16 protein-coding genes and 1 pseudogene are annotated in these 15,429 nt (G+C 55.1%); all 17 read left to right on the top strand.

Annotated features, from left to right (window positions below):
- Positions 1 to 5 precede the first annotated feature (5 nt).
- The 17 genes and pseudogenes from cysD (at position 6) to HMPREF1141_RS16480 (ending at position 15,414) form a co-directional block, all read left to right on the top strand.
- On the top strand, positions 6 to 902 hold the full coding sequence (gene cysD, locus HMPREF1141_RS16560; RefSeq protein WP_009066529.1) for a sulfate adenylyltransferase subunit CysD: 897 nt from the start codon (positions 6 to 8) through the stop codon (positions 900 to 902).
- Positions 902 to 2,512: pseudogene (locus HMPREF1141_RS16555) on the top strand (GTP-binding protein); the annotation flags it as partial. The gene cysD and the pseudogene HMPREF1141_RS16555, both read left to right, overlap by 1 nt.
- Positions 2,502 to 3,755 carry a PLP-dependent transferase gene (locus HMPREF1141_RS16550; RefSeq protein ID WP_009066701.1) on the top strand — a complete coding sequence of 418 codons (1,254 nt, stop codon included), beginning with the start codon at positions 2,502 to 2,504 and terminating at the stop codon, positions 3,753 to 3,755. The pseudogene HMPREF1141_RS16555 and the gene HMPREF1141_RS16550, both read left to right, overlap by 11 nt.
- Positions 3,745 to 4,605, top strand: a complete 861-nt coding sequence (locus HMPREF1141_RS16545) for a 4Fe-4S binding protein (protein WP_009066595.1) — start codon at positions 3,745 to 3,747, stop codon at positions 4,603 to 4,605. Before HMPREF1141_RS16550 ends, HMPREF1141_RS16545 begins: the two co-directional genes overlap by 11 nt.
- Entirely contained in the window at positions 4,598 to 4,843 is a 246-nt protein-coding gene (locus HMPREF1141_RS16540; protein WP_009066730.1) for a sulfurtransferase TusA family protein, read from the top strand. The genes HMPREF1141_RS16545 and HMPREF1141_RS16540 overlap by 8 nt, the downstream gene beginning before the upstream one ends.
- Positions 4,844 to 5,173 (top strand): thioredoxin domain-containing protein, encoded by a 330-nt coding sequence (locus tag HMPREF1141_RS16535; protein ID WP_009066605.1) that lies wholly within the window; start codon positions 4,844 to 4,846, stop codon positions 5,171 to 5,173.
- Positions 5,170 to 5,379: a sulfur carrier protein ThiS gene (gene thiS, locus HMPREF1141_RS16530; protein WP_009066669.1), complete on the top strand. Its 210-nt coding sequence runs from the start codon at positions 5,170 to 5,172 to the stop codon at positions 5,377 to 5,379. The genes HMPREF1141_RS16535 and thiS overlap by 4 nt, the downstream gene beginning before the upstream one ends.
- A complete protein-coding gene (gene moeB / locus HMPREF1141_RS16525) occupies positions 5,379 to 6,182 on the top strand; it encodes a molybdopterin-synthase adenylyltransferase MoeB (RefSeq protein ID WP_009066528.1) in 804 nt (267 codons plus the stop codon). Before thiS ends, moeB begins: the two co-directional genes overlap by 1 nt.
- Positions 6,179 to 6,592: a M67 family metallopeptidase gene (locus HMPREF1141_RS16520; protein ID WP_009066753.1), complete on the top strand. Its 414-nt coding sequence runs from the start codon at positions 6,179 to 6,181 to the stop codon at positions 6,590 to 6,592. Before moeB ends, HMPREF1141_RS16520 begins: the two co-directional genes overlap by 4 nt.
- Before the next feature lie 350 nt (positions 6,593 to 6,942).
- Positions 6,943 to 7,821 (top strand): MurR/RpiR family transcriptional regulator, encoded by an 879-nt coding sequence (locus HMPREF1141_RS16515; RefSeq protein WP_009066547.1) that lies wholly within the window; start codon positions 6,943 to 6,945, stop codon positions 7,819 to 7,821.
- 21 nt (positions 7,822 to 7,842) lie between these two features.
- A complete protein-coding gene (locus tag HMPREF1141_RS16510; protein WP_009066655.1) occupies positions 7,843 to 9,378 on the top strand; it encodes an ABC transporter substrate-binding protein in 1,536 nt (511 codons plus the stop codon).
- 115 nt (positions 9,379 to 9,493) lie between these two features.
- On the top strand, positions 9,494 to 10,411 hold the full coding sequence (locus HMPREF1141_RS16505; RefSeq protein WP_009066512.1) for an ABC transporter permease: 918 nt from the start codon (positions 9,494 to 9,496) through the stop codon (positions 10,409 to 10,411).
- A 28-nt stretch (positions 10,412 to 10,439) separates the two neighbouring features.
- Positions 10,440 to 11,264, top strand: coding sequence for an ABC transporter permease (locus tag HMPREF1141_RS16500; RefSeq protein WP_009066685.1), 825 nt, complete (start codon positions 10,440 to 10,442; stop codon positions 11,262 to 11,264).
- A 15-nt stretch (positions 11,265 to 11,279) separates the two neighbouring features.
- A complete protein-coding gene (locus tag HMPREF1141_RS16495) occupies positions 11,280 to 12,251 on the top strand; it encodes an ABC transporter ATP-binding protein (RefSeq protein ID WP_009066525.1) in 972 nt (323 codons plus the stop codon).
- 14 nt (positions 12,252 to 12,265) lie between these two features.
- Entirely contained in the window at positions 12,266 to 13,282 is a 1,017-nt protein-coding gene (locus HMPREF1141_RS16490; RefSeq protein ID WP_009066744.1) for an oligopeptide/dipeptide ABC transporter ATP-binding protein, read from the top strand.
- A gap of 29 nt (positions 13,283 to 13,311) precedes the next feature.
- On the top strand, positions 13,312 to 14,307 hold the full coding sequence (locus HMPREF1141_RS16485) for a uroporphyrinogen decarboxylase family protein (RefSeq protein WP_009066536.1): 996 nt from the start codon (positions 13,312 to 13,314) through the stop codon (positions 14,305 to 14,307).
- A gap of 45 nt (positions 14,308 to 14,352) precedes the next feature.
- Positions 14,353 to 15,414, top strand: coding sequence for a C45 family peptidase (locus tag HMPREF1141_RS16480; protein WP_009066728.1), 1,062 nt, complete (start codon positions 14,353 to 14,355; stop codon positions 15,412 to 15,414).
- The last annotated feature ends 15 nt before the right edge of the window (positions 15,415 to 15,429 follow it).

Here is a 15,429-nt window from a genome sequence, read left to right as displayed (position 1 = left end):
TTCCCGTGCCATTGACGCACTTAGATAAGCTGGAGGCCGAGGCCATTTACATATTCCGCGAGGTCGTCGCCGAATGCGAGCGCCCGGTCATGCTGTATTCCATCGGTAAGGACTCATCCGTCATGCTGCATTTGGCGATGAAGGCCTTTTACCCCGAAAAGCCGCCGTTTCCCTTTTTGCATATCGACACCAGCTGGAAGTTCCACGAAATGATCGAATTCCGTGACCGCCGCGCAAAAGAGCTGGGCATCAACATGCTGGTATACCGCAATGAAGAGGCGATCGCCGAGGGGGTCAACCCGTTCGATTACGGCGCAGCCTATACGGATATTATGAAAACGCAGGCGCTCAAAGAGGCGCTCACCAAGTACCGGTTTACGGCAGCCTTTGGCGGCGGGCGGCGCGATGAGGAGAAATCCCGCGCCAAGGAGCGGATTTTCTCCTTCCGCAACGAGCACCATGCCTGGGACCCGAAAAATCAGCGCCCCGAAATGTGGAAGCTGTACAACACCCGGATCAACAAAGGGGAGAGCATGCGGGTATTCCCGATCTCCAACTGGACGGAAAAGGACATCTGGCAATATATCCGCCGGGAGAATATCGAAATCGTGCCGCTGTATTTTGCCGCCGAACGCCCGGTGGTGTACCGGGACGGCAACATCATCATGGTAGACGACGACCGAATGCGCCTGCTGCCGGGAGAGCGCCCGCAGATGAAAAAGGTGCGCTTTCGCACGCTGGGCTGTTATCCTCTCACCGGCGGCATCGAGTCGGATGCCGACACGCTCGATCAAGTGATTGCGGAAACGCTCTCCGCCGTGACCTCTGAACGCACCAGCCGGGTCATCGACAAAGAAGCGGAGGGGAGCATGGAGCGCCGCAAACGGGAGGGGTATTTCTGATGAGCGAAGAGAACGGGCTTTTAAAATTTATTACCTGCGGCAGTGTGGATGACGGAAAATCGACCCTGATCGGGCATGTCCTCTACGATTCCAAGCTGCTGTATGCCGATCAGGAGCAGGCACTTTTGCTGGATAGTCAGGTGGGCAGCCGCGGCGGGGCGATCGACTATTCCCTTCTGCTGGACGGCCTGATGGCAGAGCGCGAGCAGGGAATCACGATCGATGTGGCCTACCGCTATTTCACCACGAACCGCCGCAGCTTTATTGTGGCGGACACCCCCGGCCATGAAGAATACACCCGCAATATGGCGGTGGGGGCTTCCTTTGCCAATCTGGCGGTGATTCTGGTGGACGCCTCTCAGGGCGTGCTGGTGCAGACCCGCCGTCACGCCCGCATTTGTGCCCTGATGGGCATTCGGTATTTTGTGTTTGCGGTCAACAAAATGGATCTGGTCGAATATGATCCCAAACGCTTCTTCGAGATTTTGAAGGAGCTTGAAACGCTTCGGGCCGAGCTGGGTCTGGAGCATACGGTAAGCATTCCCGTTTCGGCTACGGAGGGCGACAATGTCACGCGCCATTCCGAAAAAATGCCGTGGTATCAGGGTGAAACCCTTTTGGAACATCTTGAATCGGTGGACGTTTCCGCCGGCGCGCCGGAGGCCGGGTTTTATCTGCCGGTGCAGCGGGTCTGCCGCCCCGACCATACCTTTCGCGGCTTTCAGGGGCAGATCGAAGCCGGGAGGGTGTCTGTCGGCGATACGCTGACCGCTTTGCCCAGCGGCGAGCTCGCGATGGTCAAATCGATTCATATCGCAGATCAGGAAGCGGAAAGCGCGGCCCTGGGCCAGCCCGTCACGATTCAGCTGGACCGCGAGGTGGATGTATCGCGCGGCTGTGTGCTGGCGCGGGGCGCCAACCTGAAAACCGCCAAATCCTTTTCAGCCACCCTGCTTTGGATGGACGACCAGAAGCTCGTTCCCGGCAGAGACTACTGGATCAAGCTGGGCACAAAGCTGCTGCCCGCCATTGTGACGGGGATCCGCCATAAGGTGGATGTCAACAGCGGCGAGCTGCTTCCCGCTCATTCAGTGAAAAAGAATGAGATCGTGCGGTGCGAGATGGTGCTTTCCGAGCCGATGGTGCTGGATGAATTCCGTCTGCACAGAACCATGGGCGAGCTGATCCTGATCGACCGGGTCAGTCATGCCACCGCGGCCTGCGGTGTGATCGAGTCTGTAGGGGATCAGAAGAAGGACGGCGTGTACCTGCGCGACGGTTCCGAACAGCTGAAAATCAATCTGTTCGACCGTTTTTATTATTATCCGGATATCCACACCATCCTGCGGCACAGCCCGTCGCCTGCCGTTTATGCGAAAGGGGACGCGCTGCCGCTGCAGAGCGAGGCGTTCGATTATCCTGCCGACTTTGATCTGGCGGCGGATTCCGGCTTTGCCAACATTCGCGGCGGAGCCTTTGCCGGCTTTGGCCCGCGTGAGCCGAGGCTCCCTCTGCTCGATGCAAACGGCATTGAGTTGGAGGCGAAGCCGCCCCGCGACTTTGGAAAATACCGCAGGGTGACCGTTTGGGAGAAAGATTATGAAATTTAATACAAAGCTTTTACATGGCGGCTTCCCGGCGGACCCGCAGGGCGCGACGCTGCCGCCGGTCTATCAGGTGAGCGCCTTTGCCCACGAATCCGCCGAAAAGCTTGAAAGAGTATTTGCGAACAAAGCGCCCGGTTTTGCCTACACCCGTATTTCTAACCCCACGGTGACGGCCTTTGAACGCCGGATTGCCTCCCTGGAGGGCGGAGCGGACGCGGTTTCCTGCGCCTCGGGCATGGCGGCGGTTTCTATGGCGCTGCTGAATCTTTTGCAGAGCGGTGACGAGATCGTTGCGGGCAGCGGCCTGTTCGGCGGCACGCTGGATCTGCTTGAGGACCTGGAAAAATTCGGGATTCACACCCGCTTTGTGCGGGAGGTGACGGCGGAGCAGGTCGGGCGGGCGATCACGCCTGCCACCCGTGCCGTGTTTGCCGAGCTGATCGGCAATCCCCGGTTGGATGTGGTGGATATTCGGGCGGTTGCAGAAGTAACCGCCCTGCACGGCATTCCGCTCATCATCGACAGCACCACTGCGACCCCGGCGCTGATCCGCCCGCTGGAGCATGGAGCGGATATTGTGGTGCATTCCTCCTCCAAGTACATCAACGGCAGCGGGGACGCCATTTCCGGAATCATTGTGGATGGCGGGCGCTTTCGCTGGGACTTTGAACGGTTCCCCGCGCTGGCAAACTATCGGTCCATGGGCAAATTTGCTTATACGGCCCGCCTTCGGCAGGACATCTGGCGCAACTTTGGGGCGTGTCTTGCCCCGCAGAACGCGTATCTGAACTGCGTGGGGCTCGAAACACTGGGCCTGCGCATGGAGCGGCTGTGTCAGAACGCGCTGGAGTTGGCCGAATTCTTACAAAAGCAGCCGGGCATGGCGGTGAATTACCCGGGCCTTGCGGGCAGTCCCTATCGGCCCTTGGTCGAAAGCCAGATGGACGGCGGCATGGGCGGTGCGATCCTGACGCTTCGGGCCGGCAGTAAGGAAAAGGCCTTTGCGCTGATCAACGCGCTGAAATATGCCCATATTGCCACCAATATCGGGGATGTCCGCACGCTCGTGATCCACGCGGCGTCCACCATTTACAATCATGCGACAGAACAGCAAAAAGAAAACGCAGGGGTGTATGACGATCTGATCCGCGTGAGCGTCGGTTTGGAAGACATTGAGGATTTGAAAGAAGACTTTGCGCAGGCGATTTCCAAAACACAAGAAAGTGGTGATTTTTATGGCGACTGATTACAAAGCGCTGAAAAACGGCGGTTTTATGCGTCAGGTGCAGAAGGACAATTTTTCTCTTCGGCTGAAAGTAGTGGGGGGAAATCTGACGGCGGAACAGCTTTTGACCGTCGCCGAAATCAGCAGGAAATACGGTGACGGGCATGTGCATCTCACCTCCCGCCAGGGGGTGGAGATTCCCTTTATCAAGCTCGGCGATGTGGAATCCGTCAAGGCGGAGCTGAAGGAAGGCGGTGTCGACACCGGCGTGTGCGGGCCCCGCGTGCGCACAGTAACGGCCTGCCAGGGCAGCGCGATCTGTCCCTCCGGCTGCATCGATACTTACACACTGGCGACAGAGATTTCCGACCGCTATTTCGGTCGGGAGCTGCCCCATAAATTCAAATTCGGGATCACCGGGTGCCAGAATAACTGCCTGAAGGCCGAAGAAAACGATATGGGCATCAAGGGCGGTTATACGGTGGAATGGATTCCGGGGGCCTGTACTCTTTGCGGCGTTTGCCTGAAAGCCTGCCGCGAAGGGGCACTGACCCAAGCCGACGGCAAAATCGTGCTGGAGGAAAGCAAGTGCACCAATTGCGGCCGCTGCTTCAAGGCCTGCCCCTTCGACGCGTGGAAGGGCGAACCGGGGTATCTGGTTTCGTTCGGCGGCACCTTCGGCAACCTGATCGCGAAGGGCAGGCAGGTGCTGCCCATCATCCGCGACAAAGAAACGCTGTTCCGGGTGGCGGATGCGGCTATGGCGTTTTTCGACAAGCACGCCAAGCCCAGCGAACGCTTCCGTGTGGCGATCGACCGGGTCGGCTGGGACGAATTTGAAACAGAAATGGAGGCGGCGTATCGTGGGTGATTACAACATTGACGAAACGGTGGATATCACCGATGTGGTGTGCCCAGTGACCTTCGTCAAGGCCAAGGTCGCGCTCGAGGAGCTGGAGGAGGGGCAAATCCTTTCCATCCGCATGAACGACGGCGAACCGGTACAGAATGTTCCCCGCAGCGTGAAAGGGGAGGGGCACCAGATCCTGAAGCTGACGGATAACGGGGACGGCACCTATAACCTGATTGTGCGAAAGGCAGGCGATTGAATGGCGGTCAGAATCACAGCGGAAAACCTGGAAGCCGAGGTGCTGAACAGCACAGTTCCGGTTTTACTGGATTTTTATTCGGACAGCTGCATTCCCTGCAAACGCCTGTCTCCGGTTTTGGCGGAGCTGGAGGAGGAATACGGCGGCCGGTTCAAGCTGTGCAAGGTGAACGTTAACGCCAATCCGCCTCTTTCCGAGCAATATGGCGTTCTTTCTGCCCCCACGCTGATTTTTTGTTTCAACGGAGAGGAACGGCAGAGGAGAAGCGGTTTTGCAGGAAAGGAAGCGCTGCGCGAAATGATCAATCAGATTTTGGAGGACTCAAAATGAAACTTACCGTAACCGGCGTCCCAAAGGAATACGCCGATGGCCTCACCGTGGCAAAGCTGATCGAGCTGGAGCAGGTAGAAACACCGGAGTACGTCACCGTGTCGGTCAACGATGAATTCATCCGCAGCGACACGTTTGCCGAAACAGTGTTAAAAGACGGCGACAGTGTGGAATTCCTCTACTTTATGGGTGGGGGGGCAATCTGATGGCCTTTACCAACGAACAGCTCGAGCGCTACTCCCGGAACATGATCCTTTCCGAGGTGGGGGTAAAGGGGCAGAAGAAACTGCTGGGCGCCAAAGTGCTGATCATCGGGGCAGGGGGCCTGGGCGCTCCCGCCGCGCTTTATTTAGCCGCGGCAGGCGTCGGCACCATCGGCATTGCCGACGCCGACGAGGTGGATTTGTCGAACCTGCAGCGGCAGATCATTCACACCACGGCCGATCTGGGCAAGGCAAAGGTGCAGTCGGCAAAAGAGACGATGCAGGCCATCAATCCCGACATCACGGTCAATCCATACCGTACCTTTGTCGCGGCGGACAATGTCATGGAGCTGATCGCGGACTATGATTTCATCCTAGACGGCACCGATAATTTCCCGGCGAAATTCCTCATCAACGATGCCTGTGTGCTGGCAAAGAAGCCCTTTTCCCACGCGGGGATCATCCGGTTCCGGGGCCAGCTGATGACCTATGTGCCGGGGCAGGGCCCGTGTTATCGCTGCGTGTTCAAGGAGCCCCCGCCGAAGGATGCGGTGCCCACCTGCAGCCAGGCCGGCATCATCGGGGCGGTCGCGGGTGTGATCGGCTCTTTGCAGGCCGTGGAGGCGGTAAAGTATCTCGTTGGCGCGGGGGATCTTCTCACAGGGCAGCTGCTGACATATGACGCCCTCAAAATGGAGTTCCGCAAGATCAAGCTGCCGCGGGCACACAACTGTGCCGTTTGCGGGGAGCATCCCACCATCTTGGAACCGTTTGATTATGAACAGGCGGAGTGTGATTTGAAATGACGGTCAGGCTGAAAAAATCAGATTATGACGCAATTGTCGGCCACGCAAAAGCGGGATTGCCCAATGAAGCCTGCGGCCTGATCGCCGGGATCGTACAGGGCGATCTGAAAATGGTGGAGAAGGTATATCTTTTGTCGAACCCCGACCAAAGCCCGGAGCATTTTTCGATTGACCCCCGGGAACAGCTGGCTGCCGTTAAGGATATGCGCGCACGGGGCCTTTCTCCGCTTGGGAATTTTCATTCTCATCCCTCCACTCCTTCGCGGCCTTCTCAGGAAGACATTCGGCTGGCTTATGACCCGAAAGCCAGCTATCTGATTCTTTCTCTGGCGGAGGAGACGCCGGTGCTCAGAGCATTTGAGATTGCAGGCGGAGCGGTAACCTTGCAGACGCTGGAGATAATACCTTGATTTCGTTACGGTAGTCCCCAAAAGCTGCCCGGGATTAATACAGGTAAAAGTCCTTACCCGCCGGGCGGGAATGAAACAGAGAAAACAGGAGCCGAAAGCGTTAAGACTGGTCTGTCTTAACGCTTTCGGCTCCTGTGATTTATGGAGGAAAAGGTGCAAAATCCATTTTTGTATCGGTTTCTATAAAGAAAAAAGTTGACAGTATCTTGTTTTATTAAAATATCGAATGTTCGATATTTTTTGAAAAATAATATTGACTTATCGTTCCCGGCGCTGTATAGTATAAAGCAAATCAATAATCATATAAAACATATAAATTTTATATGAAATAACGTTCCGGGAGAATGAAAATGGACTTTTTTCGTGAGAAGGTAGCGCAGGTTCAATTGACAAAAAAAGAAGCGCTTGTTGCGGATTATATTCTGAACAACAGTAACAAGGTGTGTTTCATGTCGGCTACGGAGCTTGCCGCGGCGCTTGATATCAGTGACAATACCGTCAACCGGCTGGCGAAATCCATTGGATATCCCTCTTATCTGGAATTGCAAAAGCAGATTCGGGAGCATGTTTCCCATCGCATCGAAAATGCGCAGCGTTTTCTTTTAAACCCCTTGGAGCGAATGTTTTTGGCCGGCCGCAGCGCCAATACACCGGATTCCTCCTTTGAGGCTCAGTTTCTGGAAAAATCGTTTCAGTCCCTGCAGGACTGCTTTCGCAACAATGCCCCGGATAAGCTGGAAAAGGTTTTGTCGCTTTTCCTGAACAGCCAGGTGAAATACATCGGCGGCCAGAGGCCCACGGCCGCCCTGGCGGAAAAATTCGGGTTTATCCTGCGCATGATCCTCAACAATGTGCTCGTTTTGAAGGATGAATATTCCTTTGAAAAAATAATCGATATCGGCCCCAAGGATCTTTTCTTTCTCATAGACTTCAATCCATACAGCCGTTCTGCAAAGAGGCTGCTGCAATACGCACAAGAACGAAAAGCGCAAATCGTGCTGCTGACCGATCAGTTCACTTCCCCTCTTGCGCATTATGCCACAGAGGTATTGGTGGTCGATGTGAACGGTTTCAGCTTTTTCAACTCCAATATTTCCGCACAGGCGCTTTTGGAGTACCTCTGTACCAGGCTGGCCGAACGTGCCAGCCAAACCGCAGAACAAAGGCTCAACTTGCTGAACCCGTATTTTGACAGCCATAAGCTGTCTTCCGGGAAAGCAAATGAATAGAACAAGCAAAGGAGAATACCTATGAAAAAATTCACAGCTCTTATTTTGGCGCTGCTGGTTGGGGCCAGCCTGCTTACTGCTTGCTCCCCCAATGCAGCCCCATCCTCTTCCGCAGCCTCAAAGCAGCAAGGCGCGAAAGAGATCGTGTACGCCAACGCCACCGACATCAGCTCAATGGACCCCAGAAATGCGACCGGCACGCAAACGGCTTCTATTCTGAACCACGTGTTCAGCGGACTCGTTACCACGGATGAGAAGGGTCAGGTAGTCAACGACCTGGCGGAGTCTTACAAGAATATCGACGACAAAACCTGGGAGTTCAAGCTCAAAGACGGCGTAACGTTTCAGGATGGCTCAAAGCTGACCTCCGAGGATGTCAAATATACGCTCGATACCATTCGGGATACCTCCAAAAAATACAAACTCGCCTCGGACTTCTCTTTTATGCAGGTCGAGATCATCGATGAATTGAACTTCCGGATCATTACGGAGGAACCGTTCTCCGGCTTTCTGCTTCGCCTGAACTATGTGAAAATTATCCCCAAAGCCTATGTGGAAAAGGTGGGCGATGAAGAGTTCGCCGCCAAGCCCATCGGCTCCGGCCCTTACAAATTTGTCAGTTGGAGTAAGGATGAAAAGGTGGTGCTGGAAGCCAACGATACGTATTTCGGCGGCAAGCCCGCAATCGATAAAATTACTTATAAGGTCATTCCGGAAGCGGCTTCCCGCATTGCGGCGCTGGAGTCGGGAGAGGCCGACATCATTGCTAACGTGCCCACCTCGCAGATCGAAAGACTGTCTTCCCTCGAGAACGTGAAGGTTCTCAGCAACCCGACAACCCGTGTGATGTTCGTGGGAATGAACCTGATCAAGGATGGACCGCTCCAGAATGAAAAGGTCAGGCAGGCGCTCAACTACGCGGTCAACAAGCAGGCTTTGATTGAAGGCGTGCTGGATGGAAACGCCACGCAGATCGCCACCATTTCCACCCCGGAATATGAGGGCTACGACGCGTCTGTGGAAGCGTATTCCTATGATCCGGAAAAAGCGAAACAGCTTTTGGCCGAGGCCGGCTATGCCAACGGTTTTTCTCTCCAGTTTTCAGTGACCTCCGGGTATCTGAATGGGCAGGATGTGGCACAGGCCATTGCTTCCCAGCTGGGTGAGGTCGGGATCACCTGCACCGTGCAGGAAGAAGACAGCAACCAGCAGCGCGAAAAAATGTCCAGTGGAACCGTGGCGGACCTTTACCTGAACGGCATCGGCGGCCCGTACTCCAATATCGATCTGGTTGCGAAGCTGGCCTTTGGCACCGGCGAGCGCTATTCCACCTACAGCAATGCGGAATTTGACGCCCTTCGCAAAGAGGCGGCGGCCACAGTCGATGAAGAAAAAGCCAAGGTGAAAAACTCTGAAATCCAGAAAGTGATCAAAGAGCAGGCTCCCGCGATTTTCCTATATCAGCAGCATGGGATTTACGCTTACAATACGCGTGTTTCCAATTGGCTTCCCCGCGTAGATGAAATGATTCTGGTATCCAATGCCGACGTGAATTAAACCGGCGGGTTTCCCGCATTTTCCGTTCCGAACAGGAAGCAGCAAAAGCAAACCGCACCGTGCTTTGAAAAAACATGCGCGGTTTGCTTCCGTTTGATGGGTGGTGAGCTAGGCGATGCTGAACTATATACTGAAACGAATTCTTCAGGCCTGTGTTGTTCTATGGGGGATCACCTTAGCGGTGTTCCTGATTTTGCACCTTTCCGGCGACCCGGTGCAACTGATGGTGCCTGCCAGCGCGTCGCAGGCCGAGATCGAGCGGCTTCGGGAAGAGCTGGGGTACAACGATCCGCTTTTTGTGCAGTATGTGCGCTTTCTGGGCGATGCGCTTCGGGGAGATTTCGGGCAGTCCTACAATTATAATCTTCCTGCGCTTGAGGTCGTGCTTCAGCGCCTTCCCGCCACCCTTCATCTGGCGGCGCTTGCGTTTGCCATCTCCCTGGCGCTGGGGATCACCGCCGGTATCGTTTCTGCGGTCAAACAGAATTCTCCGGTGGACTATCTCATTCGGGGCTTCGCTCTTCTCGGGCAGTGTATCCCGACCTTCTGGCTGGGGATCATGATGATCCTGATTTTCTCGGTCCATTTGAAATGGCTTCCCAGCTCCGGCAGTGAGGGCTGGAAATCCATTCTGATGCCGGCCGTGGCCCTGGGCGTTTTCTCCGCGGCCTCTATTACACGGCTGCTGCGTTCCAATATGCTGGAGGTGCTCAGCAAGGAATATATTGACGTAGCCAAGGCCAAGGGTCTGCCAAAGCGCCTGATCATCCTGAAGCATGCGTTTAAAAATGCGCTGAGCTCACTGCTGACCGTGCTGGCCCTCCAGCTGGTTTCCCTGATGGGCGGCTCGGTGATTACAGAAACTGTGTTTGGCTGGCCGGGAATTGGCCGTCTGGCCGTTCAATCCATTCAAAATAATGATTTTATGGTTGTGCTCACGATTGTTGTTCTGATGGCCGCCGGATTTGTACTGATCAACCTGATTGTGGATATCCTCTACGCCGTAATCAATCCCCGCGTGCAATTACAATAAGGAAAGGAACTTACCTGTGTGGAGTCGTTTGAACAAAAGTAAAACAGGAATGCTCGGCGCGGCAATTATTGCCGTCGTGATTGTCATTGCGCTGACGGCCCCGCTGCTCAGCCCGGCGGACAGCAATGAGCAGAATATCATGGAAAAGCTGCAGAATCCGGTTTGGGCAGGCGGCACCTGGGAGCATCTGTTTGGAACGGATAAGCTGGGGCGCGATGTTTTCTCCCGCATTCTTTACGGCAGCCGTGTCACCCTGTTGGTTTCGTTCGCCGGAACAGTGGTAGCCGGTGTTGTCGGTGTGCTGCTTGGCCTGGTGAGCGGCTATAAAGGCGGGTGGGCCGACGTTGTCATTATGCGCCTGGTCGATATCCAGCTTGCGTTTCCCTTTATTCTGCTGGCCCTGTTTATCGCGGCTGTACTCGGCCCCGGACTGAATAATGTGATTTTGATCGCCGGACTGAGCGGATGGGTCAGCTATGCGCGGCTGGTACGCGGAGAGGTTCTCTCGATCAAGGAAAGCGAGTATGTGGAGGCGTTGCGCTCCATGGGTGCGGGGGATATGCGGATTGTGTTGAAGCATATCCTTCCCAATGTCATCAGCCCTGTGATTGTGATCGCAACCCTGGGCATGGCGCGAAACATCCTGATCGAGGCTTCCCTGAGTTATCTCGGCCTCGGGGTGCCCATTGAAATCCCCACATGGGGACGCATGCTCTCCGAAAGCCGGGTGGATATGCTGACTTCGCCCTGGCTGGCCATTCTGCCCGGATTATTCATCAGTCTGACGGTGCTGGGGATCAACCTGTTCGGCGATTGGCTGCGGGACTATCTGGACCCCAGGCTCAGTGACTGAGGGGAGGAGGAAGGCATGAATCAGCATTTGTTGTCCATCAAAAATCTGTCGGTTACCTTTCATACCAAAGGGCGCGCCACCTATGCGCTGAGAAATCTGAACCTTACGCTGGACAAAGGGAAAAAACTGGGGCTTGTGGGCGAATCGGGCTCGGGTAAAAGCGTCATGTCGCGCAGTATCCTCCGTTTACTGGCTGCGCCTCCCGCCCGGATCAGCGGAGAGATCTTTCTGGAGGACGAGGAACTCCTGTCCAAAAAGGAAGAAGAGATGCGTCATATCCGGGGGAATCGAATTTCCATGGTGTTTCAGGAGCCCATGGTCAGCCTGAACCCCTTGTTTACCATTCAAAGCCAGCTGGCCGAGGTGGTTCGCACGCATCGGAAGCTCCCGAACGGGCAGCTTCATGAGCTGCTCGTGCAGAGCCTGGCCGAGGTGGGGATCGCCCAGCCGGAGCGCTGTTTAAAGCAGTATCCCCACGCTCTTTCGGGCGGTATGCGCCAGCGCGTGATGATTGCCATGGCTTTGCTGTGCAAGCCGGAAATCCTGATTGCAGATGAACCGACGACCGCGCTGGACGTGACGATACAGGCACAGATTCTGGATCTTCTCAACGAAGTGAACCAAAAATACGGCACCTCGATCATACTGATTACCCATGACCTGGGTGTGGTAGCGGAGACAGCAGACACCGTGGCCGTGATGTACGCAGGGGAAATCGTGGAGCTTTCCGATGTGCGGGATATTTTCAGACATCCGCTGCATCCGTATACACAGGGGCTGTTACAGTCGATTCCCTCTTTGGAAGACGAAAAAGAAGAGCTGCAGGCAATTGAAGGAACGGCGCCCAGCCTGCATGAGCTGCCAAAGGGCTGCGCGTTTTGTGGCCGCTGTCCTTATGCGCGCCCGCTTTGCAATGCCGACCCGCCGCCGGAGGTGCGTCTGGGCGACCGGCTGGTGCGCTGCTTTCAATATTCCGGCCAATGGTAAGGGGGGATCAGGCTGTGAGTGTAATCAAAACACAAGATGCTTTTCAGGCGCAGCCGCTGATCGAGGCGCACAATCTGGAAAAAACCTTTTCCACAGGCGGTCTGTTCGGCGGGCGCTCCGCCGGGCGGGTCAAGGCGGTCAACGATGTAAGTCTGTCCGTTTTCGCCGGACAAACGCTGGGGATCGTGGGGGAATCCGGCTGCGGAAAGTCCACGCTGATCCGTCTGCTGTTGTATTTGATCCGGCCCAGCGCCGGCCGCGTTCTTTTTCTGGGGAAAGACCTGAGTGCGCTCCCCAAAAAGGAGCTGCGAAAGCTGCGCAGGAATATCCAGATCGTTTTTCAGGACCCCTTTGCTTCTCTGAGTCCCCGGCAAAAAATCGGGGACGCGCTGGCGGAGCCTTTTCTCATCCACCGCCTCGGCAGCCGGAAAGAAGCCTTGGAAAGGGCAAAAGAGCTGCTCAGTGAAGTGGGCCTGAATCAGGACAGTCTGGAGAAGTTCCCCCATGAGTTTTCGGGGGGACAGCGGCAGAGGATCTGCATTGCACGCGCACTTGCCGTGAACCCGAAGGTGCTGGTTTGCGATGAGTGCGTATCCGCGCTCGATGTTTCTGTGCAGGCGCAGATTATCAATTTGCTGATGCGGATTCAGCGGGAAACCAATATTGCCATGATTTTCGTTTCCCACGATCTGCGTGTGGTTCGCCATATCAGCATGGATATTGCCGTCATGCACCAGGGGAGAATCGTAGAGGCGGCTGAGAAAAAGGAGCTGTTTCAAAATCCGCTGCACCCTTATACAAAGGCGCTGCTTTCGGCGGTTCCTTCTCCCGACCCGGAGCACCGCAGGCAGCGCACCATTCTGACGGCAGAAAAAAACAGCGATGCTCTTTTGGGCTGTCCCTTTGCGGGAAGCTGCCTCATGGCCAGAGCGGAGTGCGCGCTTACCCCGCCGATTCTGGAGGACGGAGGAACGGGGCATTTTGTCCGCTGCCCCGTTGCTTTGGCAGAAATCAGTAAAAGCAGGCTGTAATCAGGCCGGAAAGGATATGGCATAACACTATGACGAAGGAAGAACGAATCAGGGCCGCCATCGCAGGAGAAAAGCCGGATACCATCCCGTTTTCCTTCTGGTCTCATTTCCCCGAAACGGATCTGGACCCGGAAGCCATTGCGGAGGAAACCCACCGTTTTGCCCTGGAATATGATATTGACCTCGTAAAGACCATGAACAACGGAATGTACAGTGTGGAAGACTTCGGAGCGGTCGTTGATTACTCCGGGATTGCCGGGGGCGGCGTAGCCAAACTCCGCGAAATCCCTGTGAAAACCACTCGGGATTGGGAGGTGCTGGAGCCGGCCTCGATTGAAACGGGCGCTTTGAAGCGGGAGTTGGTTTATCTTGAAAAGCTGTTGGAAAAAATGAAGGGCCTTCATACCCCGGTGGTGTTTACGGTTTTCAGCCCCCTGACCACAGCACATAAGCTTTGCGGCGGCAGCCTGAACCGCTATATTCGGGAAGAGGGCGGGGAAGCTTTGAAAAAGGCCCTGTCCGCCATTGCCCAAACCACGGCGCAGCTGGCCGCGCGGGCCATTGAACTGGGTGCCTCGGGAATCTTTTTGGCCTCTCAAATGTCTAACAGCTCTATGATGAGCGACGAGGAATATGCGGAATATGGAAAGCCCTACGATCTGTCGGTGCTCAAGGCGGCGGAGCAGGGCTGGTGCAACATTCTGCACGCGCACGGAAATGACATTCTGTTCGATGTACTCAAGGATTATCCCGTACAGATTTTCAATTGGCACGTATGGGAATCCCTTCCCGATATTGAAGAAGGGAGCGCCGCTTTAGATAAGTGCATTCTTGGCGGCATGGAACGGATGGACATTACCAAAGGTGACAAAAACAGGGTGCGCAGCCAGATTTTCCATACCATCAGGGCCACAGGCGGGAAAAACCTGATTTTGGCCCCCGGCTGTGTGGTGCGGCATCCGTTAAATAAAAGCATGCTGTCTTATATCCAAAGCGCCAAGCGGGAAATCGAACAAAGACTGTGATAACCGGAGCTTCTTTCCGGCCTGACAACAAAGGAGAGAAATCATTTGAGCTGTATTGTTTCTGTGAGCGGAAGCCCTTATGAGCAGGGTCTTACGCAAGGCAAGGAATTAAAAGAAGTTATTTTGCGCAACCTTCAGCGCGTGGATCAGAAGCTGAAAGAAAGCCGCTGCGATCAAAAGCGATACGAAGCTTTTGTCAGCCGCAATCTTGAGATGATGAGAAAATTCGAACCGGCTCTTTATGAGGAGATGGAAGGAATCGCCCAGGGTTCCGGCCTGCCTTTTGCGGATATTGTGCGGCTGAATATTCCTGCATACTTTATGACGGAGTATTTTAACCAGGAATGCAGTATGATTGTGGCCAGAAAAAACGCCACCGCGGACGGCTGTACTTATGTGGTCAAAAACCGAGATATGGGTACCTGGATCGAGCAGTGCGTTTTAAAGCGCAGCTACCCTGACGGCAGTCAGATCGTGGAGGTCAACGGGGCCGGCATCGTCACCTACCCGGCCGGGGGAATCAACGGGCATGGCCTGTGCGTCACCACAACCGGCTTTTGGTCGGCGGATCTGCCGCCGGAGATCGACCGGGTAGATTCCTCCCATATTTTTCTGAATATCCACCTTTTGCTTGCAAACTGCAAAACTGTGGACGAGGTCGTCGCTTACGCAAAGCAATCTCCCCGCATGAACGGGCTGAACGTGCTGGCTGCCGATGCAAATGCGGCCTGTGTAATTGAAATGACATCGAATGCCGTCTCTGTGGAATATGATCAGGGAAAGGGCGTTCTGTTCCGCACCAACCATTACCGCTCTGATGATTTTTCCCACTTTAATCCGGAGCCGGCGCTTCGCCCCTCCACTTTTCACAGAAGTAAGCGGATCGAAACGCTGTTAGAACAGCAATACGGGAAGATTCGTTTTCAGGATTTGCTCCGGATCATGTCCGATCACGAAAACGGCATCAACAGCATTTGCCGCCACCCGCAGGGGGAGATTCAGAGCCGGACGGTTTCCTGCTGCCTGTTTGTCGTGGAAGACCTGGAAGTGTGGACTGCTCTCGGCAATCCCTGCGAGCAGCTTCCGTCCGTACGGCTTTCAAAATAAAAATGGAGAGCGGAG

This window comes from Clostridium sp. MSTE9, from assembly GCF_000277625.1.
Taxonomy (GTDB): Bacteria; Bacillota; Clostridia; order Oscillospirales; family Acutalibacteraceae; genus Faecalispora; species Faecalispora jeddahensis.
This window is presented reverse-complemented; position numbering and strand designations above follow the sequence as displayed.

Coding starts and splice junctions, on each gene's coding strand:
- HMPREF1141_RS16485 (WP_009066536.1), top strand. CDS start 13,312: ATGACGAAGGAAGAACGAATCAGGGCCGCCATCGCAGGAGAAAAGCCG.
- HMPREF1141_RS16545 (WP_009066595.1), top strand. CDS start 3,745: ATGGCGACTGATTACAAAGCGCTGAAAAACGGCGGTTTTATGCGTCAG.
- HMPREF1141_RS16510 (WP_009066655.1), top strand. CDS start 7,843: ATGAAAAAATTCACAGCTCTTATTTTGGCGCTGCTGGTTGGGGCCAGC.
- HMPREF1141_RS16535 (WP_009066605.1), top strand. CDS start 4,844: ATGGCGGTCAGAATCACAGCGGAAAACCTGGAAGCCGAGGTGCTGAAC.
- HMPREF1141_RS16505 (WP_009066512.1), top strand. CDS start 9,494: ATGCTGAACTATATACTGAAACGAATTCTTCAGGCCTGTGTTGTTCTA.
- HMPREF1141_RS16550 (WP_009066701.1), top strand. CDS start 2,502: ATGAAATTTAATACAAAGCTTTTACATGGCGGCTTCCCGGCGGACCCG.
- moeB (WP_009066528.1), top strand. CDS start 5,379: ATGGCCTTTACCAACGAACAGCTCGAGCGCTACTCCCGGAACATGATC.
- HMPREF1141_RS16520 (WP_009066753.1), top strand. CDS start 6,179: ATGACGGTCAGGCTGAAAAAATCAGATTATGACGCAATTGTCGGCCAC.
- HMPREF1141_RS16495 (WP_009066525.1), top strand. CDS start 11,280: ATGAATCAGCATTTGTTGTCCATCAAAAATCTGTCGGTTACCTTTCAT.
- thiS (WP_009066669.1), top strand. CDS start 5,170: ATGAAACTTACCGTAACCGGCGTCCCAAAGGAATACGCCGATGGCCTC.
- HMPREF1141_RS16515 (WP_009066547.1), top strand. CDS start 6,943: ATGGACTTTTTTCGTGAGAAGGTAGCGCAGGTTCAATTGACAAAAAAA.